Annotated in this window: 20 protein-coding genes; 10 read left to right on the top strand and 10 right to left on the bottom strand. The window is 65.5% G+C overall.

The window, feature by feature from the left end:
• Nucleotides 1-14: 14 nt before the first annotated feature.
• The 4 genes from DEBA_RS02785 (at nucleotide 15) to DEBA_RS17600 (ending at nucleotide 5,405) form a co-directional block, all read left to right on the top strand.
• A complete protein-coding gene (locus DEBA_RS02785; protein WP_013257386.1) occupies nucleotides 15-1,349 on the top strand; it encodes a 2-hydroxyacyl-CoA dehydratase subunit D in 1,335 nt (444 codons plus the stop codon).
• Nucleotides 1,350-1,351: 2 nt separating this feature from the next.
• Complete coding sequence (locus tag DEBA_RS02780) at nucleotides 1,352-2,131, top strand: acyl-CoA dehydratase activase (RefSeq protein ID WP_013257385.1); 780 nt, start codon at nucleotides 1,352-1,354, stop codon at nucleotides 2,129-2,131.
• A gap of 543 nt (nucleotides 2,132-2,674) precedes the next feature.
• Nucleotides 2,675-3,457, top strand: a complete 783-nt coding sequence (locus tag DEBA_RS02775; protein ID WP_013257384.1) for a carbonic anhydrase — start codon at nucleotides 2,675-2,677, stop codon at nucleotides 3,455-3,457.
• Nucleotides 3,458-3,755: 298 nt separating this feature from the next.
• A complete protein-coding gene (locus tag DEBA_RS17600; protein ID WP_013257383.1) occupies nucleotides 3,756-5,405 on the top strand; it encodes a GIY-YIG nuclease family protein in 1,650 nt (549 codons plus the stop codon).
• A 52-nt stretch (nucleotides 5,406-5,457) separates the two neighbouring features.
• Here DEBA_RS17600 and DEBA_RS02770 read toward each other — a convergent pair whose 3' ends face one another.
• From DEBA_RS02770 to DEBA_RS02725, 10 genes are all read right to left on the bottom strand, one after another.
• The gene (locus tag DEBA_RS02770) at nucleotides 5,458-6,504 is read right to left on the bottom strand and encodes a polyprenyl synthetase family protein (protein ID WP_013257382.1); all 1,047 of its coding nucleotides are present in this window, start codon (nucleotides 6,502-6,504) and stop codon (nucleotides 5,458-5,460) included.
• Nucleotides 6,505-6,659: 155 nt separating this feature from the next.
• A complete protein-coding gene (locus DEBA_RS02765; protein ID WP_013257381.1) occupies nucleotides 6,660-8,657 on the bottom strand; it encodes a methyl-accepting chemotaxis protein in 1,998 nt (665 codons plus the stop codon).
• A gap of 397 nt (nucleotides 8,658-9,054) precedes the next feature.
• Nucleotides 9,055-9,777 (bottom strand): FeoA domain-containing protein, encoded by a 723-nt coding sequence (locus DEBA_RS02760; RefSeq protein ID WP_013257380.1) that lies wholly within the window; start codon nucleotides 9,775-9,777, stop codon nucleotides 9,055-9,057.
• The gene (locus DEBA_RS02755) at nucleotides 9,774-11,900 is read right to left on the bottom strand and encodes a heavy metal translocating P-type ATPase (protein WP_013257379.1); all 2,127 of its coding nucleotides are present in this window, start codon (nucleotides 11,898-11,900) and stop codon (nucleotides 9,774-9,776) included. Before DEBA_RS02755 ends, DEBA_RS02760 begins: the two co-directional genes overlap by 4 nt.
• Before the next feature lie 3 nt (nucleotides 11,901-11,903).
• The gene (locus DEBA_RS02750) at nucleotides 11,904-12,101 is read right to left on the bottom strand and encodes a hypothetical protein (RefSeq protein ID WP_013257378.1); all 198 of its coding nucleotides are present in this window, start codon (nucleotides 12,099-12,101) and stop codon (nucleotides 11,904-11,906) included.
• Between the two features lie 61 nt (nucleotides 12,102-12,162).
• The gene (locus DEBA_RS02745) at nucleotides 12,163-12,438 is read right to left on the bottom strand and encodes a hypothetical protein (protein ID WP_013257377.1); all 276 of its coding nucleotides are present in this window, start codon (nucleotides 12,436-12,438) and stop codon (nucleotides 12,163-12,165) included.
• A 4-nt stretch (nucleotides 12,439-12,442) separates the two neighbouring features.
• Nucleotides 12,443-12,883 carry a magnetosome protein MamC gene (locus tag DEBA_RS16735; protein ID WP_013257376.1) on the bottom strand — a complete coding sequence of 147 codons (441 nt, stop codon included), beginning with the start codon at nucleotides 12,881-12,883 and terminating at the stop codon, nucleotides 12,443-12,445.
• Nucleotides 12,884-12,886: 3 nt separating this feature from the next.
• Nucleotides 12,887-13,522, bottom strand: a complete 636-nt coding sequence (locus tag DEBA_RS02735) for a hypothetical protein (RefSeq protein WP_013257375.1) — start codon at nucleotides 13,520-13,522, stop codon at nucleotides 12,887-12,889.
• Complete coding sequence (locus DEBA_RS02730; RefSeq protein ID WP_013257374.1) at nucleotides 13,519-13,878, bottom strand: hypothetical protein; 360 nt, start codon at nucleotides 13,876-13,878, stop codon at nucleotides 13,519-13,521. Before DEBA_RS02730 ends, DEBA_RS02735 begins: the two co-directional genes overlap by 4 nt.
• Nucleotides 13,879-13,913: 35 nt before the next feature.
• Complete coding sequence (locus tag DEBA_RS02725) at nucleotides 13,914-16,175, bottom strand: heavy metal translocating P-type ATPase (protein WP_148227761.1); 2,262 nt, start codon at nucleotides 16,173-16,175, stop codon at nucleotides 13,914-13,916.
• On the opposite strand from DEBA_RS02725, the gene DEBA_RS18300 reads away from it, so the two are divergent.
• The 6 genes from DEBA_RS18300 to DEBA_RS02700 all read left to right on the top strand — a co-directional run bounded on the left by DEBA_RS18300 (nucleotide 16,152) and on the right by DEBA_RS02700 (nucleotide 21,510).
• Entirely contained in the window at nucleotides 16,152-16,325 is a 174-nt protein-coding gene (locus tag DEBA_RS18300) for a hypothetical protein (RefSeq protein WP_187288580.1), read from the top strand. The two genes, DEBA_RS02725 and DEBA_RS18300, sit on opposite strands and share 24 nt — an antisense overlap.
• A 199-nt stretch (nucleotides 16,326-16,524) precedes the next feature.
• Nucleotides 16,525-16,749, top strand: a complete 225-nt coding sequence (locus DEBA_RS02720) for a FeoA family protein (protein WP_013257372.1) — start codon at nucleotides 16,525-16,527, stop codon at nucleotides 16,747-16,749.
• Nucleotides 16,746-19,217, top strand: coding sequence for a ferrous iron transport protein B (feoB, locus tag DEBA_RS02715; RefSeq protein WP_013257371.1), 2,472 nt, complete (start codon nucleotides 16,746-16,748; stop codon nucleotides 19,215-19,217). The genes DEBA_RS02720 and feoB overlap by 4 nt, the downstream gene beginning before the upstream one ends.
• A complete protein-coding gene (locus DEBA_RS02710; protein ID WP_013257370.1) occupies nucleotides 19,214-19,531 on the top strand; it encodes a hypothetical protein in 318 nt (105 codons plus the stop codon). The genes feoB and DEBA_RS02710 overlap by 4 nt, the downstream gene beginning before the upstream one ends.
• Before the next feature lie 109 nt (nucleotides 19,532-19,640).
• A complete protein-coding gene (locus DEBA_RS02705; protein WP_013257369.1) occupies nucleotides 19,641-20,447 on the top strand; it encodes a DUF4198 domain-containing protein in 807 nt (268 codons plus the stop codon).
• A 124-nt stretch (nucleotides 20,448-20,571) separates the two neighbouring features.
• Nucleotides 20,572-21,510: a GGDEF domain-containing protein gene (locus tag DEBA_RS02700; protein ID WP_013257368.1), complete on the top strand. Its 939-nt coding sequence runs from the start codon at nucleotides 20,572-20,574 to the stop codon at nucleotides 21,508-21,510.
• The last annotated feature ends 7 nt before the right edge of the window (nucleotides 21,511-21,517 follow it).

The raw sequence follows: 21,517 nt of genomic DNA, 5'->3' as shown, positions 1-21,517 counted from the left end.
GAGGTTTTTGTAGCATGTCGCTGATCAAAAAGATCGAATATCAGTTCATGAAGGACGTGGGCGCGGGCCTGGCCATGAAGCTGGCCGGGGCGGCCAAGAAAAAGGGCCAGGGCCAGCCCAACCCCCATCTGGGGCCACGCCTGGGCTCCAGCGCGATGTTGCAGCGCATCATCGCCCGGCACTATTTTCTTTCGCGCTTCGCCAAGGGGGCCATGCCCATCGCCTGGGTCACCTCCGGCGCGCCGGTGGAGCTGCTGCGGGCCTTTGGCTTCTACACCATCTACCCCGAAAACCATTCGGCCCTGTGCGGGGCGGCCAAACGCGGCGCGGCCCTGTGCCAGGTGGCCGAGGAGCATGGCTACGCGCCCGAGCTCTGCTCCTACGCCCGCATCGACCTGGGCCACCTGTTCAGCGGCAAAACGCCCGTGGGCCATCTGCCCAAGCCCGATCTGCTCTTCTGCACCACCAACATCTGCCAGACCGTGGGCTATTGGTACAAGGCCATCGCCCACTACCTGGACATCCCCCTGATCCAGCTCGACACGCCCTTCAACTTCACCGACATCGTCCAGCCCGACATCGACTACATGGTCGAGCAACTGCAAGAGATCGTCGAGGACTTGGAGCGCTACACCAGGCGGCGCTTTGATTACAACGAGTTCGTGCGCATCGTGGGCCTATCGCGCGACACCTCCATGCTCTGGGGCGAGGTGCTAGACACCATGAAGACCAAGCCTTCGCCCATGACCATCTTCGACGCCTTCACCCAGATGCTGCCCGTGGTCAGCCTGCGCGGCCTGCCCGTGGCCAAAAACTACTACGAGGCCCTGCTGGCCGAGTTGCAACAGCGCGTGCGCGATGGCGTGGGCGCGCTGAAAAACGAACGCAAGCGCCTGATGTGGGACAACATCGCCGTCTGGCACAAGTTGAACGCCCTGTCCAACGTCTTTGCCGAGCGCGACATGAACTTCGTCGTGGCCACCTACACCAGCTCGTGGAGCGCCAGCCAGGGCCTGATGGACGTGAGCGACCCCTTCACCGGCATCGCCAAGACCTACTCCGGCATCATCCTCAACAACAACCTCAACCACCGCCTCAAAACCATGCAGCGGGCCATCGCCGACTATCACGTCGACGGCCTGGTCATCCACAGCGCCCGTTCGTGCAAGCCCTACTCCGTGGGCCAATACGACCTCAAGCGCCTGCTGCTGGCCCAGTCCAACATCCCCTCGGTGGTCATCGAGGCCGACATCGCCGACGAGCGCGTCTGGAGCGAGGAGCAGGTGCGCACCCGCCTGGAGGCCTTCTTCGAATCGCTCGAGGACGCGCCGGGCAGGGAGGCGGCTTGATCATGACTTATTTCGCCGGAGTGGACGTGGGGTCGCTGAGCACCGACGCGGTGATCGTCGATGAAGCCGAAAACATCGTGGCCTACGCCGTGGTCGAGACCGGGGCCAACTCCACCGACGCGGCCCAGCGGGCCATGGCCCAGGCCGCGCAAAAGGCCGGGCTGACCCCGGAGGACATCGCGCGCACCGTCGGCACGGGCTACGGCCGGGTGTCCGTGCCCGGCGCGCAAAAAAAAGTCACCGAGATCACCTGCCACGGCGTGGGCTCGGCCCATCTGTTCCCCCAGGCCCAGACGGTCATCGACATCGGCGGCCAGGATTCCAAGGTCATCCGCCTGGGGCCGGGCGGCAAGGTCAGCGATTTTGTCATGAACGACAAATGCGCCGCCGGCACGGGCCGTTTTCTGGAGGTCATGGCCGCCAAGCTCCAGGTGGGCCTGGACCAGATGGGCCCGCTGTCGCTGTCGGCCCAGGGCGAGCCGGTCAAGATCAGCAGCGTCTGCACGGTCTTCGCCGAGAGCGAGGTGATCAGCCTGGTGGCCCAGAACCACCCCCGCGAGCAGATCATCAAGGGCATCCACAAGGCCATTGTCAACCGCGTCTGGAACATGGTCAAGAGCTTGGGCGAGCCCGGCGTGACGACCATGAGCGGCGGCGTGGCCAAGAACAAGGGCGTGGCCGCCCTGCTGGAGGAGCGCCTGGGCGCGAAGCTTCTGATCCACGACGAGCCGCAGATCGTCGGGGCCCTTGGCGCGGCCCTGCTGGCCCGCCGCCAAGCCTGAAGGGGCCGGGGTAAAGTCCAAGGCGCGCCGAGGCTGGCGGCCGGGCGCGCGGTCACGATCCGCCGTGGCAGTGACGCGCGGCGGGCGGTTATGGGCCGGAGTCATCGCTTTCAGTAGCTTGCCATCCTTGAAACATTCCGCGCCGATCCAGAAACCGTCCGTGCCAGGTAAAGCCCATGACTGCGCGCTCTTGACATTGCCAGCTCTCGACCAACACCGTGGTTCGGGCATTCCGGCGGAGGTTGTGCGCACGCCGCTCCTTGGATGAGGCGATATGCGAACAACGTCTTTAGCAGCTACATCTAGGCGTTACACACGATGAGGCCATTGCCTGGGGCTCCTGCCTCGTGCAATGGCCTCAAGACTATTATTTCAGAAGTGTTTTGCGCCTATAATTATAATCAAACAAGCTTGGCCTGGAATAGTCAATGGCGCGCCCCGCCAGCAAGGACCGGACGCGGTCAAGGCGAGCGCATGGCTCGGGGCGGCGTGTCTCCAGGCGCGGCCATTACCCATCAATCGCCCGCCAAGGAGCGAATCGCCATGAAAAAAATGATGATGAAGTGGAGTCTGGCCTTGATGCTGGTGTTGGCCGTCGCGGCCCTGGCCTGGGCCTCGGGCGGCGAGAGCGTCGCCAACCCTTCGCCAGACCAGGTGATCGAGATGCTCAGCCAGGGCAACGCCCGCTTCGTGGCGGGCCAGGCCACGGGATCCCACCGCGACGCGGCGCGGCTGCGCCAGGCGGCCGCCGAGAACCAGGGCGACCACGCCTATGCCACGGTGATCACCTGCTCGGATTCGCGGGTGCCGGTGGAGATATTGTTCGATGTCGGAGTGATGGACATTTTCGTCATCCGAGTGGCCGGCAACGTGGTGCAAACCGATGAGGCCGGTTCCATCGAATACGGCCTGGCTCATGTGAAAACGCCGCTGCTGGTGGTGCTGGGCCATACCCAATGCGGCGCGGTCATGGCCGTGGCCAACCAGTTGCAGGGTCACGGCCACGCCCTGGAGCGCAACATCCCGCCCTTGGTGGCGCCCATCGTCCCGGCGGTCCAAAGGGCCATGAGCGCTCACCCCGATCAAAAGGGCTTGGCGGTGTTGCCGGCGGCCATCGAGGAAAACGTGTGGCAGGGCATCCACGACCTGTTCATGCGGAGCCCGGCCTCGCGCGATCTGGTTCATGGCGGCAAGGTCAAGGTGGTGGGGGCCATCTATGACGTGGGCAGCGGCGAGGTGCATTGGTTGCCCCAGGCCAAGGTGGCCGAGATCTTGGCCCAGGTGGAGCGGGATCCCGGCCGGGCCATGGAGGCCATGGCCCAATAGGGTCGTATTCATGTTGATGTGATTGATCCGGCTTGCGGCCCCTGGCTTTTGGCGCGCGCATTCCGGCGGGCGGCCGGGCGCGCGGTCACGAGCCGCCGGGAAAGCGACGCGCGGCGGGCGGTTATGGGCCGGAGTCGGCTCTGCTGGCCCGTCGCCAAGCCTGAGGGGGCCGGGGAAAAGCATGCGATTGGCATATACATGCTGATCTGATTAGCCGTTGGCGTTGGCCAGATTATCGATATTTTGTCCAGGTAGCATTACTCAATTTAGCAGAGTTGTTTTTGCCAGCGGGGGTGTAATGCCACGCAAAAAGACGCTAGATGAAATCATCTTTGACTTCAAAAAAGCCCACGGCAATAAATATGATTACTCGGAAGTGGTATATGTAAACTGTTCTACGAAAGTTATTGTAATTTGCCCCGAGCATGGAAAATTCAGCATAACGCCTAACCACCACGCTAAAGGAGTTGGTTGCAGGCAGTGCTATCATGAATCGCAAAAGATCACATTGGTTGTATTTAAAGAAAGGGCTGCACAGTATTTTGATCAACACTATGATTATTCGTTTGTCCCGCCAATGCCCTTAACTCATAAAAAAATTAAAATCTTCTGCAAAACACATAATAGATTTTTCTTTCAAAATCCTAGGAATCATATATTAGGACATACTGGTTGTCCAGAATGCATTGCTTCAAAGTTTTTTGACCGAACGTGTAGAGGCAGTAAAATTAAAAGCAACAGCGAAATGATTCAGAGATTCGAGGAACGTGCGAAGTTAGTACACGGGGCTAAATATCGATATGATGAGTTCTTTCCGCTCGACAACACAAAAAAGGGTAAAATAGTGTGTCCAACACATGGTGAATTCTGGCAAACACAAAGCAACCATTTGCGAGGTTCATCATGCCCACATTGTGCAAAAAAACTAAAATTTGCAGGGTCTTTTAAAGAAAAGTGCGCCAAACTATCTGTGAACTATTGGAGAGCCCTTAAAAGAAGACAGGCAGGACTTGACGATAGTCATATATTCGATAAGGGCAAGTTGGTCGGTACAAGATCAACCGAAGAGATAATTGTGTATGGTCAAAAGTTTTCAAATCTGGCAGCTGCCATACGCGAGTATGATCCGCCTGCTAGTAGCACGACAATTCGCCGACTCATCAAATCCGGTCTGAGCCCAGATGACGCCTTCAGATACATACCTAACCCTGGCTATACTAACGGGATAATCTATCTCATAGTGCATTCGTCTTCACAAAAACAATATGTCGGTCTTACGACGCAAACGATTGAAAGACGTTGGGAAGATCATATTTCACAAGCGAATTTAGGCAACATAAAAAATAAGCATTCTTTGCACGCCGCAATAAGAAATTCCGGCGCAAGTGCATTTTCTATCGCGATTATTGACCACGGGACCACAAAGCATGACCTTGAAGAGAAGGAGAAATTTTGGATCAATATGTTAAACACACGCATCCCATATGGGTATAATATTTCTCGTGGCGGGGTAAGTGGTGGCTCTAATACAAAAACCGTTACCCTTGACGGAAAGAAGTTTAAAAGTGCAAAATCTGCTGCAAAATATGTTGCCGAAAAACAAAATATATCTTTCGCCGCCGCAAAAAGAAGAGTGTCCAAAAACAGGATAAATGTAAAAAAACGTGCGACTACTGGCAATTCTTTGGTGAAGGGAAAATGTTATAAGGCATGGAGCTATATTAAGCATTGTGTATTGAATAGTAATTCAAAATCCTATGACCATGGCGTCTCTTTATTTGAATCATGGTCAAGTGATTTCATGTGCTTTTATCGCGACGTTGGTGAGCCTGCTGAATCAAATATGGTTTTCGCAAGAATAGATAAAGATAAAGGATATTTTCCTGGCAATTGTGTTTGGATGACAAGAAAACAACTTGGATTGCTAAGACGTATGTCTTCCAAATAATCATTCTACGACTATCTTTGCCAAGCCAAAAACCGTGGCCGGCGGCTCGCCTTCAGTTGCGGCGGTTGACCACGTAGTGAGGCAGGGCGAAGAGCGTTTGCCAGGCGTCGTTGGCGGCGGGCAGCTCTTCCAGGGCTTGCTGGGCGTGGCGGGCGTAGCGCCGGGCCTGGGCAAAGGTGTGCGCCACGCCGCCGCCCTGGACGATCAGTTCCTTGGCCTGGGCCAGGGCCTGGCGGTCGGCGCGGCTGGCGCGGGCCAGGCCCAGCAGGCGCTGGCGGGCCTGGGCGTCGGCGGCGTCGCGGACGTGGATCAGGGGCAGGGTGATCTTGCCCTCGGCCAAGTCGTGGCCCACGGGCTTGCCAAACTCGTGCTCCTGGCCGACATAATCCAGGGCGTCGTCCACCAGTTGGAAGGCCACGCCCAGGCTCAGGCCGTAGCGATAGAGCGCGTTTTCCACCTCGGGCGACGCGCCGGCGTGGATGGCCCCCATCTGACAGGCCGCCGCCAACAGCACAGCCGTCTTGGCCACGATCACCTCCAGATATTTTTGGCGCGAAAGCTCCAGGTCGTCGGTGCGCAACAGCTCCAGCACCTGGCCCTCGGCCATGTGGGTGGTGCAGTCGGTCAGGGCCTGGATGAAGCGGTGGTCGGGCTCCTCGGCGGCCAGCGAATAGCTTTTGGAGAACAAGAAGTCGCCGACCAGGATCACGGCCTCGTTGCCGTAGAGCTTGCGCGCCGCCGGCCGGCCGCGCCGCAGACCGGCCTCGTCGATGACGTCGTCGTGCAGCAGGGTGGCCGCGTGGAGGTATTCAAAGATGGCCGCGCGGCGAAAATCCCCCGCGCCGCCCACGGCCTGGGCCGCCAGCATGAACAGCACCGGCCGCAAGCGCTTGCCGCCGCTGAAGATTATGTAATCGCTGACTTCCTTGATGAACGGCACGTGGCATGAGAGCGTCTGGCCCAGGGCTTCGTCGGCCGGCGCGGCCAACTCCAGCACCCTGGCCTTGACCTGCCCGCCATCCAGCGCGCCGCCCACGGGCTCGACCTGGCCGGCCTCGGGCGGGCCGTCCAGGGAAAGCGTCAAACTGATAGGGTCCATCGCCTGCAAACGCACCGCCTTGGCCAGATGAACAACGTTGCAATCCCTTAACCGAATCGGCGCGCCTTGTCAACGAGTTCGGCGAACGGCCCGCGGCGCGAAAAAAAGCCGGCCGCCCGCGGCGGGGCGACCGGCGCGCATTGGCTCGGCTAACGTTAGCCGGCGTCGGCCCCGCGCACCACGCGCAGCAACTGGCCCGACATGCCATCCATGGAATCGGCCTGGGCCGCCAGCTCCTCGGCGGCGGCGGCCGACTCCTCGGCGGTGGCCATGGCCTGTTGGGTGGCCTGGTCCATCTCGGTCATGGCCTGGCTGATCTGCTCCAGGCCCGAGGCCTGGCTTTTGAAGTCGGCGGTAAGCTGCTCCATGAGCGCCTCGGTGCGGCCGGCGGCCTGGGCCAGATCGGCAAAGGCCTGATCGGCCTGGTCGACCAGCTCTTGGCCGCCGCGCACCCGACCGACGTTATCCTCGATGAGCCCCTGGGTGCCCTTGGCCGCCTCGGCGGCGCGCAGGGCCAAGGCCCGCACCTCCTGGGCCACCACGGCGAAGCCGGCCCCGGCCTCGCCGGCGCGGGCGGCCTCGACGGCGGCGTTGAGCGAGAGCAGGTTGGTCTGGAAGGCGATCTCGTCGATGGTGCGAATGATGCCCGACATCTGGTCGCTGGCCTGGTTGATCTTGAGCATGGCCGTCTTGAGCTGGTCCATGGTCTGGCCGGCCCGCCCGACAATGTGGCCGGCGTCCCGGGTCACCGCTTCGGCCTCGTCGGCGTGGCGCAGGCTGCCCTGGGCCAGGGCGGCCACCTCCTCCAGCGAGGCCGCGCTTTGCTCCAGCCCCGCCGCCTGCTGCGCGACGGCCTGGCTGAGGTTCTGGCTGGCCGAGGCGATCTGGGTCGAGGCCTGGGCCACGCCGCCGGCGTGCAGCGAAAGCTCCTGGCTGAGGTTGGCCAGCGGTCCGGAGAGGCGGCGGGCCACCAGCCAACCCACGGCCGTGGCCAACAGCACCGCCAGGCCCGCGCCCAGGGCCACGTTCCTGGTCATGCCGGCAAACGACGCCTCCACGCGCTTGCAAGCGTCTTGAAATTCCTCTTCATAGGCCCCCACGCCCAGCACCCAGTCCCATTGCGGAAAATAGGTGAAGGCGGAAATCTTGGTGCGCGGCGCGCTTTCGCCAGGGTTTTGCCACGGATAGCGCATGATGTTGACCTGGCCGGGCTTGGCGGTCACGGCCATGTCCAGGGTCTGCTTGACGAACTGGCGGCCCGAGGCGTCGGTGGCGCCCAGGATGTTCTGGCCGTCGTTCTGGCCGCCCTTGCTGATGATGTAGTTGCCCCGCTGATCGCCCGTGCCGCCCAAGGCCCAGGCGTAGCCGTCCTTGCCCACCTGCATGCCCAGCAGCACCCGACGCGCCGGGGCCAGGATCTCCGACTCTTTCAGGCCCACGTAGATCATGCCCAGCACCGCGCCGTCGGGCCCGCGCAGGGGCGCGTAGGCCGTGACGCACCAGGCGTCGACCACGAAGGCCCGGCCAAAATAACTTTTGCCGGCCAGCACCTGGGCCAAAACAGGGTTGGGCTGGCCGTCGCTGATCCTGGGGATGTAGGTGCCCACGGCGCGGCGCTTGTCCTTGCCCAGAACGGTGGTGGCCACCCGCAGCATGCCATCGACCTGGGGCGCCCACTGAAAGATCGTGCAATCGGCCCCGGTCACCTGGCTGACGCCGTCGACGATGGCCGAAGGTCGGGCCGGGTCGCGCTCGACGGCGATGGCCGCCTGGCCCAGGGCCAGAGTCGGCAAGGAAATATCGCTGGCATGCTTGCTGAATTGATCGACGGCCCGCCAGGGCTGGGGCTGATCGGTCAAAAGGTTGGGTTGGCCATGCTGGGCGGCGACGTGGCTGGCCATGCGCAGGCCCAGCTTGATCTCGCGCAGGGCCGAGGCCTGCTGGGCCTGGCAGACGAAATAGGCGCTCTGCACCTGCTTGGCCACCTGCTCGGCCACCAACTTGTCGGTCTCCTCGGCGACCTGCTCTTGCAGCAGCGCGCCCTGCCACAGCACCACGCCAAGGGTGATCAACGCGCACGTCACCACCAACGACACGCCCATGACGATCATCCGACCGCCGACGCCGCCACCCATCCTCGCCAGAACGCTCATGCTTCCTCCCGGTGATCGCCGCGCCCCATGCGGGGCGGGCGCGAGTTGCCGGGCCGGCGTGGCCGCGCTCATGCCAACCGTGCAACACAACTTTGCTGCATGGCCATGAAGCCCGCCGCCCGGTTGGTCCGGCCGCGACAAGGCGCGCCAAGCCGGGGTTTAGCCCCCGTTGTCGGCCCGCGCGCCCGCCGCGCGTCAACTGAGTTTATGCCCGCTTCGTCACGGGCACAATCGACAGCGCGTGATTGTATGCACTTTGCGTGAAAGGATATTCCCGATTTTTCGGCAGTGATTTCGGCTCAATGGAGTGCGCAAACTGGCTTTGCTCCAAAATTAGTCACAATAATGTCACAACCGGGGCGGAGCAACCACCCCGTCGTGAAAAAGAAAATCCGCGTTATCCCGCTGGTTGGACCAGAACGGCCCGGGCCGATTTTTGGTCGAGATAGAGGCGCAGCCCCCCGGCGGTGGCCAGGGCCACGGCGGCGGCGGCTTTCTGGCCCACGCTCTGGGCCGGCTCCACGGTCTCCAGCTCCAGAGATGAGCCCACCGCCAGGCCCAGGGCGGCCATGGCCGCGGCGAAGTTGGGCCCGCCCAAAAACTCCAGCACCGTGAAGGGATGACCCGACTGGGCCGTGGCCAGTTGCTGCTTGCGCCCGGCCACCTGGCCCCAGACCTTGGCGGCCATGCCCTCGGACAGACGCGCCCGGCGGCGGCCCTCCAACAGCACGACGTACTCCATGGGCGGCAGGCGGCGCAGCAGGCGCAGGCGATCGTTTTCCATCAGGCCCAGCACCTCGAAGGCCCTGGCCAGGCGGCCGCCGACGGTGAGCCCCTCCACGTGGCCCTCCTCGCCGGGGGCCAGGTCCAGAAGCGGCAGCTTGCGGCCGTCGTCCAGGTGCACCAGCAGCGAGCCGGCCATGTTGGCGCTGAGCACGGCCTCGCCGCGCGGGCCGGCCACGCGGGCCGGTTGCAGGCGCACCTCGTCGGGCAGGCGGGTCAGCCGCGCGCCGGGCTCCAGGCCCAGGCGGGCCAGGCGTTCGGCCAGGCCGCGATCGGTGGCCCCCACCAGCTTGAGCGGCGTGGAGACCGGGGCCCGGTCCAGGGAAAGATAGCTCAAGAGACTCGCTCCTGCGGCAGCGCCCGAGGCCCGGTCTCGGCCGGCCGCAGGTTGGCGGCGGCGGCGTGGCCCAGGATGCCGATGGTGCTGAGGTTGTGCAAAAGCGCCGCGCCCAGGGGCGAAAGCCGGCCGGCGGCCGCGGCCAGCATGATGGCGCAGTTTAGGCCGATGGCCGCGAAAAAGCTCTGACCAACCGTGGCCTGGAAGCGGGCGGCCAGTTGGCGGGCGCTCAGCAGGCCCCAGAGGTCGTCTTGCAGCAGGACCACCTGGGCCGCGTCGCGGGCCAACTCGGCCCCGGCGGGCATGCATACGCCCACGTCGGCGGTGACCAGGGCCGGCGCGTCGTTGACGCCGTCGCCGACAAAGGCCACCACGCGGCCCCTGGCCTGCAACTCGGCCACGATGGCCGCTTTGTCCTCGGGGCGCAGTTCCCAGCGCACGGCGTCGAGCTGGGGCAGGTCGCGGGCCAGGGCCTGGGCGGTCTGGCGGTGATCGCCGGTGAGCACCACCAGTTCCTCGACGCCCGCCGCCCGCAGCCCGGCCAAGACGGCCCCGGCCTCGGGCCGCAGGCGGTCGCGCAAGGCGATGACGCCTTCCAGGTGGTTTTCGTGGCCCACGTAGAGGATGGACTTGCCCTGGTCGCGCAGGCTGGCGCAAAGGCCCTCGGCGGTCGAGCAGTCCACGCCCTCGTCTTCGGCCAGAAAATGCAGGCTGCCCACCAGCACCCGCTGATCGGCCACGTAGGCGCTCACGCCGTGGGCCACGATGAAGTCGACCTGGCTCAGAGCCGGCTGGGGCAAGCCCCGCCGCCGGGCCGCCCGCACCACGGCCCGGCCCACCGGATGGCTGTAGTGCTCCTCGGCCCCGGCGGCCAGGGCCAGAAGCTCCTCGGCGCTCATGCCGTCCAGGGGCACGACGTCGGTGACCTCCAGATCGCCGTGGGTGATGGTGCCTGTTTTGTCAAAAACCACCGCATCCACCCGCGAAAGGGCCTCCAGGGCCCGCGCGCCCTTGATCAGCACGCCCCGGCGGCCGGCGTTGTACATGGCCGTTTTGACCGCCAGCGGCGCGGCCAGCTTGAGCGCGCAGCCGAAATCCACCGTCAGCACCGATACGGCGCGGCGCGTGTCGCCGGTGAGCAGCAGCAGGCCGCCAGCCAGGCCCAGGCTGACGGGCGTGAGGCGGTCGGCCAGGCGGGCCGAACGTTTTTCGGGCTCGGACTGATGACGCACGGCCGTCTCGATGAAGCTGCCGACCCGGGCCATGGCCGTGTGGCGGCCCACTTGTTGGGCGCGGATCTTGATCTTGCCATCCTGCACCGTCGCGCCGCTGATCACCCGGTCGCCGACCTCCACGGCCACGGGCCGGGCCTCGCCGGTGATGGAGCTTTGGTTGAGCTCGGCCTGGCCCCACGTCACCTGGCCGTCGACGACGATCTTATCGCCGGGGCCGCAGACGACGATGTCGCCGATGGCCAGCTTGGCGGCGGGCTGGCGGATTTCGGCCCCGTCGCGCTCGACCGAGACGTCTTCGTCGCCCACGGCCAGCAGGCTCTTGAGCAGGGCGCTGGATTTTTCCTCGCTGGTCTGCTCCAGGTGGCGGCCCAGGGCCAAAAGGGCCACGATGGCCCCGGCGGCGCGGTAGTCGCCGCGCAGCAACAGGGCGCTTACGGCCGCGGCGTCGAGCACCTCGACCTTGAGCCCCCGGTTGATCAACGTCTCCAGCCCGCCGGCGATCACCGGCGCGGCGGCCAGCCACGAAAGCAACCCGCCCAGGGGCCGGGGCAGACGTTTGGCGCCAAGGGCCAAAAGGCCCAGGGCCGCCGCCTTGTCCAAGCCCTCGCGCTTGCGCCGGCGACCGGGCAGAAAGGCCTCATCGGGCAGATCGCCCAGCGCCGCCAGGATGGCCTCGCGCACGCCGGGCCGGCCGTCGTGGCGCGCCACCAGGCAGGCCGCCCCGGCGTTGAGCCGGGCCTCGATCACGCCGGGCAGGGCCATGATCATGGCCTCCACGTAGGCGTGATCCAGGGCCGGATCGGCGAACAGGCGGCCGCGCAAGCGGATGCGGCCGTTGGCTTCGTGGACCACGCTGGGCCCACGGCCGAGGTTCTTGGCGCTGGGCACGGACTAGCTCCGGCCCGGCTTGCCGTAGAGGGCGTGGTGCCAGGCGCTGAAACCCACCAGGGCCCCGCCGGCCAGGATATGCCAGTTTTTGGCCCGTTTGCCGCCGGCGAAGGCGGTGACCACCAATGCGCCCAGCGAGAGGCTCATGCCCAGTTTGGCCAGGGAGCGCTTGCGCGCCAATGCGTTGTTCTGTCGGCCCATGTGACGATTCTTCCCAAGGCGCGCGGGCGGCCCACCCGCTGGAGGCGGGCCGCCCGGCCGGTTATTCCTGTTCGCCCTGCTTGGCCACGGCCATCTCGGCCTTGACGTCCTCGATCTGCTCCTTGACCTCTTCGATGCTGTATTGCAGCCCGGCCCAGAGCTTCATGGCCCCGCGCACCACGGCCTTTTGCACGGCGGGGTTGCCCAACACCAGGGCCACGCCGGCGCCGATCAACAGCCCCCGCAGATAGCAAGGGTCGTTGAAGGATAGCCAACCGCCGTCGGCCGGCGGGGCCTGGGTCTGCGTTTGGGCCAGGTGATTGCGCTGATCGTGCATGGCTTTATTCCTCCCGCGCGGTGGCCGGGGCCTTGACGGCTTTGGCCTTGGCCTTGGGTTTGGTTTCGGCCTTGGCCGACGCTTTGGCCGCCGGCTTGGCCGGCGCGGCGGCCGGCGGGGTCAGGGCCGAATCCCACAGGTATTTGACGCCCACGCCCAGGGCGGCCACGCCCACCAGGCCCAGCGCGCCCGAAAGGCCCAGCACGCCGGCCGCCGCCCCGGCCGCCGCCGTGGTCAGGCCCGTGCCCAACGACTCCTTGAGCGTCTCGCCCACGGCCTGGTCGCTTTGCATCTTGCCTTCCTTGACCAGGCGGATGTTCTTGGCCACGGCCACGGCCGCGCCGATGACCATGCCCAGGCCGCCCAGGGCCCACAGCCCGCGATAACCCGCGCTGCTGGCCGCCGCGCCGCTGGCCGAGGCCAGGTGCTTGACATGCGCGCTCATGGTTTACTCCTCCCCGGCCGGGGCCGCGCAAGGCTCATCCTCGGCCTTGGCCCCGCCGAACAGGCCGCCCCACAGGCCGGTCAGGCCCTGACGCACGGTGGGGTTGGTCAGCAAAAAGGCCAGGCCCGCGCCGACCAGGGCCCCTTTCCAGAATTGATCCGAGCAGCCGCCCAAAAGGCTGGTCACGGTGGAGGCGTTGACCTTGCCGCTGACGATGTCGCCCATCAGGCCGAACATCTTGCCCATCTGGTTTTGCTCCATGGCCCCGGCCCCGGCCTGCTCGTGGCACGAGCAGCCTTCCGAGCCGCCATGGCCGCCGGATTTGCCGTGCTGGGCCTCGGCCTGGGGCGGCGGCGGGGCCTGGGCCGGGCCTTGGTAACCCATGGCCGGCATGGCCGGCGCGTAACCCTGGCCCATGGGCGGGCCGTAGGGGCCGGGATAATAGCCATAGGGCGGGGCCCACCAGCCGGGATGAGGCCCCGGGTAGCCGCCCATGGCCGGATACCCGGGCATGGGCCCGGCCGGGCCGGCGGCGTTTTTCTGGCCGCCCTGCTCGCCGCCGCACGCCTCGTCGGCGCATTCCTGGCCGGCCGGCGGCCGGGGCGGCTCCATCTGAACCTGTTGGCTCGTCTCGCTCATGGCGCGACTCCTTCCGTTGCGGTTGAGGATAATCCCACGTTTTGCAATATGCCTTCCATCAGCGCGCGGACCCTGGCCGGGTCGCGGCTGGTGAACAACTCGTGCAGTTGGCTGGCCGAGACAACGGCGGTCTCGTATTCGATGGTGGTGGAGAGGGCCTTGGCGTTGGCCCGCACCGAACGCACGCCGCGCAGGGCGCCCAAGGCCCCGCGCAGGCCCTGGCTGGCGGCCAGGGTCTTGGCCCTGGGCTCGGAAAGCACCGCCGGCGAAAGACGGATGCGGATGCGGCCGGGCAGGTGATGGGCCACGATCAGGTAGCGGCGCAGATAGAGCAGTTCGTCGATCAGCGAGGTCATTGGTCGTCTCCAGCCAAGGGCTGATTGCCTTTGATTCAGGCCGCCAGTTCGTTATCGGTGGCCGGGGCCGCGCTGGGGGCGACGACCGGCTCCGGCCCCGGCTGCTCCGGCGTCGCCAGGGCTGGTGGGGCAAAGCGCAGCAGCCGGGCCGAGTTGGCCAGGACGCCGGCGGTGTGGGCCATGTGCAACATCCCGGCGGCCACCGGCGAAAGCAGGCCCAGCGCGCCCAGGATCAACCCGCCGATGTTGGAGCCGGTGGCGATCCAGAAGTTCTGGCCGATGACGCGCATGGTCTGACGGCTGAGGGCGCAGACAAAGACCACGCTGGCCAGGTTGTCGTCGACCATGGCGATGTCGGCGGCCTCGATGGCCAGCTCCGAGCCGCCCGCGCCCATGGCCAGGCCCACGTCGGCCTCGGCCAGGGCCAGGGCGTCGTTGATGCCGTCGCCGACCATGACCACCTTGCCGCCGCGCTGGCGTTCGGCCCGCACCAGTTCGGCCTTTTCCTCGGGCATGACGCTGTAGCAGCACACGTCCATGCCCAGTTCGTCGGCCAGGCCGCGTGCGGTGCACAGTTCGTCGCCGGTGATCATGGCGATGCGCTCGAAGCCCAGCCGCCGCAGGCCGGCCAGCATGGCCGGGGCCTCGGGCCTGGTGCGGTTGCTGATGGCCAGCAGGGCGGCCAGATGGCCGTCGCGGGCCAGATAAAGCACCGTGCGACCGCGATCGGTCATGTGCAGGGCGTCCCGCCGAGCCGGCTCCACGTCCACGCCGCATTGCTCCATGAGCTTGTGGTTGCCCACCAGGATATCCTGGCCGGCCACCTTGGCCTCGACGCCCCGGCCCAGGTGATATTGGCACACGGCGTGTTCGCGGCGGCGCAGGCCACGGCGGGCGGCCTCGCGCTGGATGGCCCCGGCGATGGGATGGTGCTGGTGCAACTCGGCGGCGTGGGCCAGCTCGACGATCTGGTCGTCGTCCAGCTCGCAATAGCTGAATATCTCGCGCAGAATCGGCTGAGTGTCGGTGAGGGTGCCGGTCTTGTCGAAGCAGATGACCCGGGTCTGGCTCAGTTCTTCCAGGTAGCGGCCGCCCTTGATCAACACGCGGCGGCGGGCGGCGTTGTTGATGGCCATGCTCAGGGCGCTGGAGGCGGCCAGCACCGTGGCGCAGGGGCAGGCCATGACCAGAAGCACCGAAAAGGCCCGCCAGAAACTGCCGGTGAGCAAAAGCGTCAGCGCCGTGGCGGTCAGGCCCAGGCGCATGGTGGCCCGGCCCAGGCGGTCGGCGACCTGCTCGACGGGGGCGCGGTTTTGCAGCGAGCTCTCCACCAGGGCCAGGATGCGCGCCAGATAGGTTTGATCGCCCACGCGCTGGGCGCGAATCTTGACCACGCCCTGGCGCGCCATGGTCCCGGCGAAGACTTGATCGCCGGCGCTACGGTCGGCCAGTTCGGCCCGGCCGTTGATGGAAGATTCGTCCAGCAGGGCGTGACCCTCGACGACCACGCCGTCGACGGGAATTTTCTCGCCGCCGTGGACCACCACCACGTCGCCGGGTTGCACGGCCTCCACCGCCACCTCCACCTCCACGCCGTCGACGATCATGAAGGTGTGATGACTGGTGATCTCCAGAATCTCGGCGATGGCCCGCCGCGAACGCTGGGTGACCCAGGCCCGCAGCCATTCGGCCCCGCTGTCGATGAACAGAATCTCCAGCGCGGCCATGGCCTGGCCCGAGAGCGCCGCGGCCAGGCAGGCCCCGCCCAGCAGGCTGTCCAGGCCGGGTCGGCCTTTGAGCAGCTCGCGCAGGCCCTTGGCGGCCAGGGGCAGGGCAAAGGCCGCGGCGATCAGGCCCAGCGGGCTGAACAGGCCCTGGGCCACGACCGCGCCCAGCAGGCGCGAACGCAGGGCCGTGACAGCCAACACCGCGCCGATGCTCAAAAATCTGCGACGTGGCGTGGAGATGTCGGCCTGCTCCAGGTCGGCGGAGTCGCTCTGGCAAGCCGGGCAGGCCGGGGCTTGACCGGCCGGCGGCTTCGCGGGCCGGCAACGGGCCGGGGCGTTCAGGCCCCAGAGGCCGCCCAGGGCCTGGATGATGCGCTCGGGCGTCAGCTCGGCCGGCCGAAAGGCCAGCACCAGGCCGCCAATGGCCGGATTGCAGCGGACCCATAACACGCCGTCGATGCTTTGCAAAAACTCCACCGCCAGCCGGCAGGCTTGGGGGCGGCGGCGCAAGGCCCGCGCGTGCAGGCGCAGGCGGCCGGGCAGGCTGTGCTTGATTTGGATTGGAGCCATGGCCTCGATATCCACGGGCAACGCCGAGCGGCCTGGCCACCGGCGGCGAAAGTGATGTTCGGTTCGGCGCGCTGGCGGGCCGCGCTGGCCTTGAATATTACCGAAGATTATTTGATGCGTAAAACAAAAAATCAGCAAAATAAGGCATGATTAATAATATAGATTATAGATATTCACGCAATTTCGCCATGTTGACCGAAGTTTCGTCGCGGCTTTTCAGATTAGAGCGCTCTAATAAATTGTTTGACCTCCAACATGGCCGCCGCTATACTTCGGCCCAGCGGCGGCCAACCGTCGGCCGCCCTCCGACCTCTTTTCAAACAAGAACGCGCCACCTGGGGATGACCAAATGACCTTGGACTTCTTGCAGCCCGGCATGGCCGGGAAGGTGCTGGGGCTGACCGCCGTGGGCGATCTGGGCCAGCGGTTGATGGACCTGGGCTTTCATCCGGGGGTCGAGTTGAAGGTGATCCGCAACGCGCCGCTGCGCGATCCCCTCGAAGTGCAGATGCTGGGCTATTTCATCAGCTTGCGGCACAACGAGGCCAGATTCGTCGAGGTGGAGCGGCTATGAGCGATCAGATCCTGGCCGCCTTGGCCGGCCAGCCCAACTCCGGCAAATCCACCATCTTTAACATGCTCACCGGCGCGCGTCAGTTCGTGGCCAACTACCCTGGCGTGACGGTGGAAAAAAAGGTGGGTTACTTCAGCGAGGGCGGTCGCAAGATCGAACTGGTCGACCTGCCCGGCACCTACAGCATCACCTCTTACTCCATGGAGGAGCGAGTCACCCGCGACTTTATCCTCCACGACCAGCCCACCCTGGTGGTCAACGTGGTCGACGCGGCCAACCTGCGGCGCAACCTCTACCTGACGTTCCAGTTGCTGGAGATGGAGCGGCCGCTGCTGTTGGACCTGAACATGATCGACGTGGCCCGCAAGCACGGCCAAGAGATCGATCAGGACGAACTGGCCAGGCGCCTGGGCGTGCGGGTGCTGGTCAGCGACGGCAAGCGCGGCGTGGGCCGCGTGGAGTTGCGTCAGGCCATCGCCGAGGCCCAGGGCGCGGTGTCGAACTTTCGCATCGACTACGGCCCCCTGGAGCCGGCCCTGGAGCGCCTGCAAGAGTTGCTGGCCGCCCAACCCGGCCTGGCCGGCCGCTGCCCGGTCCGCTGGTTGGCCCTCAAGCTGCTCGAGGGCGACGAAAAGGCCCAGGAACTGGCCGCCAAACACGCCGCCCAGGACTGGCCCGAGTTGCAGAAAAGCCTGGAGGCCGAACGCCAACGCTTTCAGCAGGAGCACGGCCTGCCCACCTTCCGGCACATCGCCTTCCGCCGACATGAGACCGCCGAGGAGATCGGCCGGGCGGTGATCCACCACAAAAATCAGCGTGGCCGCAGCTTCACCGACATGGCCGACCGCCTGCTCTGCCACCGCGTGGCCGGGCCGTTGATCATGTGCGGGGTGTTTTATTTGCTCTTCGAGCTGGCCGTCAACCAGGGCGGCCAGTTGGCGGCCATGGTCACGCCGTGGCTGAGCCGGGGCCAAGGCTGGCTGGAGAGCTTTTTGCCGGTGGCCGGCTTCATGGAAGAGCCCCTGATCAGTTCGCTGGCCAGTTGGTTCATGACCAGCGTCAGCGCGCTGTTGGTTTATTTGCCGCAGTTTTTCATTTTGTTTTCGCTCATCGCCATCCTCGAGGATGTGGGCTACATGCCGCGCATGGCCTTCATGCTCGACCGCATCTTCCGGCGCTTCGGCCTGCACGGCAACTCCACCCTGCCCTTCATCCTGGGCGGCATCTACGTCGGCGGCTGCGCCGTGCCCGGCGTCATGGCCTGCCAGGCCGTGCCCGACGAGCGGGCCCGCCTGGCCACCATCCTCACCGTGCCCCTAATGAACTGCCTGGCCAAGACGGCCTTTTACATCATGCTCGTGGAGGCGTTTTTTCCCGAGCACAAGGCCGGGGCCATGTTTTTCATCTCGACCATCACCCTGGTGATGGCCCTGCCCATCGCCCGCATCCTGACCATGACCGTGCTCAAGGGCCGCGAGACCGCGCCCTTCATCATGGAGCTGCCCACCTATCACCTGCCCACCCTGCGCAGCGTCCTGACCCGGGCCTTCGAGCGCATCTGGACCTACATCCGCAAGGTCTTGACCATCGTCGCCGCCGTGGCCGTGGTCATCTGGGCCCTGTTGCAGTTCCCCGGCGCCCCGGCCCAGATTCAGGCCGAGTTCGAGGCCCAGGGCGTGGCGGCCAAGGCCGCCTTCGCCAAGGCCATCGCCGGCACGCCCCTGGCCGCGGCCCTGCCTGGCGAGGCCGAGTTGATGAGCCTGTTCTCCTTCCGCGAGGCCTATCGCGCCGACAAGGCCGCCGCCGCCGGCGACGCCGTCTCCTCCAAGGCCGTCGACGAGCGCTATCAGGCCATGAATCCGGTCTTTTTCGAGGCCGTCAAGGATCGCCGCGCCAAGACCTACAAGGCCTTCAACAAGCTGCGCCAGCAGCGCGACGGCCTCTGGCGGCAGATGCAACAGGCGCGCATCAACAGCAGCATCCTGGGCCGCATGGGCAAGTTCCTGGAGCCCGTCTCCCAATGGGCCGGCTTTGACTGGCGGGTCAACGTGGCCATGCTCAGTTCTTTCGCCGCCCGCGAAAGCGCCACCGCCACCTTCAAGGCCCTCTACGGCATCGGCAACGACGGCAAGTACGATGGCTCGGCCATGCTGGGCTCCGGCACCGACAAGCCCATCACCCCCCTCAACGCCACCGCCCTGATGATCTTCATGGCCCTGTTCCCGCCTTGCCTGGCCACCACCATCATGGTGCGCGTGGCCACCAGGCGCTACAGCTGGATGTTGTTCTCCTTCGCCTATCCCAGCCTGCTGGGCATCCTCGCCGCCAGCCTGATCTACACCGGCGGCGGCGCGCTGGGCCTCAGCGGCTGGCAGGCCATGTGGGCCTATTTTGGCCTGGCCTGCGTGTTCGCGCTGATAATGGGGCTTTTGCCCGAAACCAAACGCACCAAGGAGGTTGTTCAATGAAACGCGCTTTGACCCTTTTCGTCGTGGCGGCGATCGTCAGCCTGGCCAGCGTGGCCCTGGCCCACACGCCCCTGTGCACCTGCTACCAGAACGGTGACGGCACCGTGACCTGCGAGGGCGGCTTCAGCGACGGCTCCTCGGCCGCCGGCGTGACCATGCGCGTCAAGGACGCCAGCGGCAAGGAACTGATCACCGGGGCCATCAACGACAGCAACGAGTTCACCTTCAAAAAGCCCGATGGCGACTACACCGTCGTCTTCGACGCCGGCGAGGGCCACTCCATCGTCATCAACGGCAAGGACATCGTCGAATAGGCAAAACCACGCCCGCCGGCCGCGCGGTCGGCGGGCATGCTTGGCTCGACCCCCAAGGCGGGCCGGCCCGGCCGGCGCGCGGTCGCACACCAAAAAACGGAGGACAGTCGTGAAAAAATTGCTTGGCCTGACGGCCCTGGCCCTGATGGCCGTGTTGTGCAGCGGCCTGCCGGCCCTGGCCCACTTCCAGATGATCTACACCCCCGAGGCGGCCCTGGAAAAAGGCGGCGAAATCCCCCTCAAGCTGGTCTTCACCCACCCCTTCGAGGCCGGCCACACCATGGACATGGGCCAGCCCAAGGAGTTCTTCGCCGTTCATAAAGGCAAAAAGACCGACCTGCTGGCCACCCTCAAGCCCATCGAGTGGACCAGCCTGACCAACTCCGGCAAGGCCTTCGAGACCACCTATAACATGCGCGGCATGGGCGACTGGATCTTCGTCGTCAACCCCGCCCCTTACCTGGAGCCCAGCGAAGGCGCCTACATCCAGCAGATCACCAAGGTCGTCGTCAACGCCGGTGGCCTGCCCACCGACTGGGACGCCGAACTGGGCCTGCCCGCCGAGATCGTGCCCCTGGACAAGCCCTACGCCCTGTGGACCGGCAACGTCTTCCGCGGCGTGGTCAAGGGACAGGGCAAGCCCGTGCCCTTCGCCGAGGTCGAGGTTGAATACCTCAACCATCCGCCCGTGCCCGGCAAAAACGAGTTCCAGAAAGAGGCCCTGGCCACCGCGCCCCAGGACGCCTTTGTCACCATGACCATCAAGGCCGATGAAAACGGCGTCTTCACCTTCGGCATCCCCAAGGCCGGCTGGTGGGGCTTCGCCGCCCTGGGCGTGGGCCCCGACGACAAGTTCGAGGGCAAGGAAAACTCCCAGGACGCGGTGATCTGGGTCAAAGCCGTGGACATGAAATAAGCATCCGCCAAACCACCCGCGCGGCCGCCCGCCCCACACCCCGGCGGGCGGCCGTCGCCAGCCCCACGACGCGTTGGACCAACGAACAAGGCATTATCTCCAGACGCTAGGCTGAGGCGCGGAAATGAAGTGGTTTTGGATCAAGCTGAGCGTGCGGGCCAGGCTGGCCGGCCTGCTGGCTTTGGTGGTCATCGGCCCGGTGACGGCCATTCTGCTGCTGGAGCCCGGCACCAAGCAGGAGTTCGGCGCTTACCTGGGCGTGTATCTGGCCGTTTCGATCACCCTGTGGTGGCCGGCGGCGGGGCTGATCGGCCGCCTGGTGGTCCTTGACGACCTGGCCCGGATCAACCGCGTCTGCCGGGCCCTGCGCGAGGGCTCGCGGCCCGAGCTGCTGGAGCTGCCCAACGAGTCCGACGAAGAGCACGAGTTGCTGGAGCTGCAGCGCAACATCAACTTCATGGTGCGCTCGGTGGCCGGCCGCGAAAGCTCGCTACGCGATCACCTCAAGGAAAACGTCCGCGAACGCAGCCGCCTGTGGGAGCTGTCCATCCGCGACGCCTTGACCTCGCTCTACAACCGCCGCTACTTCGACCGCAAGCTGCGCGAGGTCGTCGAGGAGGCCAGCGCCAGCGGCGAGCGGGCCTGCCTGATGGTCATCGACGTCGACAACTTCAAGCTCGTCAACGACACCTACGGTCATCAGACCGGCGACCGCCTCCTGGCCAGCCTGGGCGCGACCATCCAGGCCTCCGTCCGTCAAGAGCGGGACATCGCCTGCCGCTACGGCGGCGACGAGTTCGTCGTCATCTTTCGCCAGGCCGAGCCCGCCGCGGCCGTGGAGGCCGCCCGGCGCGTGCGCTCCCGCTATCTTGCCGAATGGACGGGCGAAACGTCGCTGAGCATGGGCCTGGCTCCTCTGACGCCCGACCATGCCCACAACCCCGGTCAGATCGCCGAAGGCTGGCTGGCCGCCGCCGACCAGGCGGTCTACAAGGCCAAGGAACTGGGCGGCGACCGCCTGGCGCTCAACGACCAGGACGGCCTACGCGCCGTTTCATTGTAGACGCGGG

The organism is Desulfarculus baarsii DSM 2075, assembly GCF_000143965.1.
Taxonomy (GTDB): Bacteria; Desulfobacterota; Desulfarculia; order Desulfarculales; family Desulfarculaceae; genus Desulfarculus; species Desulfarculus baarsii.
Note: the sequence above shows the minus strand (reverse complement) of the source record. Positions and strands in the feature narration are given on the sequence as shown.

What these genes read in the sequence shown, in the direction of transcription:
- DEBA_RS02710 (WP_013257370.1), top strand. Translation starts at nt 19,214, where the DNA reads ATGAAACGCGCTTTGACCCTTTTCGTCGTGGCGGCGATCGTCAGCCTG.
- DEBA_RS02750 (WP_013257378.1), bottom strand. Translation starts at nt 12,101, where the DNA reads ATGGGCCGACAGAACAACGCATTGGCGCGCAAGCGCTCCCTGGCCAAA.
- DEBA_RS17600 (WP_013257383.1), top strand. Translation starts at nt 3,756, where the DNA reads ATGCCACGCAAAAAGACGCTAGATGAAATCATCTTTGACTTCAAAAAA.
- DEBA_RS02770 (WP_013257382.1), bottom strand. Translation starts at nt 6,504, where the DNA reads ATGGACCCTATCAGTTTGACGCTTTCCCTGGACGGCCCGCCCGAGGCC.
- DEBA_RS02735 (WP_013257375.1), bottom strand. Translation starts at nt 13,522, where the DNA reads ATGAGCGAGACGAGCCAACAGGTTCAGATGGAGCCGCCCCGGCCGCCG.
- DEBA_RS02765 (WP_013257381.1), bottom strand. Translation starts at nt 8,657, where the DNA reads ATGAGCGTTCTGGCGAGGATGGGTGGCGGCGTCGGCGGTCGGATGATC.
- DEBA_RS02730 (WP_013257374.1), bottom strand. Translation starts at nt 13,878, where the DNA reads ATGACCTCGCTGATCGACGAACTGCTCTATCTGCGCCGCTACCTGATC.
- DEBA_RS02700 (WP_013257368.1), top strand. Translation starts at nt 20,572, where the DNA reads ATGAAGTGGTTTTGGATCAAGCTGAGCGTGCGGGCCAGGCTGGCCGGC.
- DEBA_RS02725 (WP_148227761.1), bottom strand. Translation starts at nt 16,175, where the DNA reads ATGGCTCCAATCCAAATCAAGCACAGCCTGCCCGGCCGCCTGCGCCTG.
- DEBA_RS02745 (WP_013257377.1), bottom strand. Translation starts at nt 12,438, where the DNA reads ATGCACGATCAGCGCAATCACCTGGCCCAAACGCAGACCCAGGCCCCG.
- feoB (WP_013257371.1), top strand. Translation starts at nt 16,746, where the DNA reads ATGAGCGATCAGATCCTGGCCGCCTTGGCCGGCCAGCCCAACTCCGGC.
- DEBA_RS16735 (WP_013257376.1), bottom strand. Translation starts at nt 12,883, where the DNA reads ATGAGCGCGCATGTCAAGCACCTGGCCTCGGCCAGCGGCGCGGCGGCC.
- DEBA_RS02720 (WP_013257372.1), top strand. Translation starts at nt 16,525, where the DNA reads ATGACCTTGGACTTCTTGCAGCCCGGCATGGCCGGGAAGGTGCTGGGG.
- DEBA_RS02775 (WP_013257384.1), top strand. Translation starts at nt 2,675, where the DNA reads ATGAAAAAAATGATGATGAAGTGGAGTCTGGCCTTGATGCTGGTGTTG.
- DEBA_RS02785 (WP_013257386.1), top strand. Translation starts at nt 15, where the DNA reads ATGTCGCTGATCAAAAAGATCGAATATCAGTTCATGAAGGACGTGGGC.
- DEBA_RS02780 (WP_013257385.1), top strand. Translation starts at nt 1,352, where the DNA reads ATGACTTATTTCGCCGGAGTGGACGTGGGGTCGCTGAGCACCGACGCG.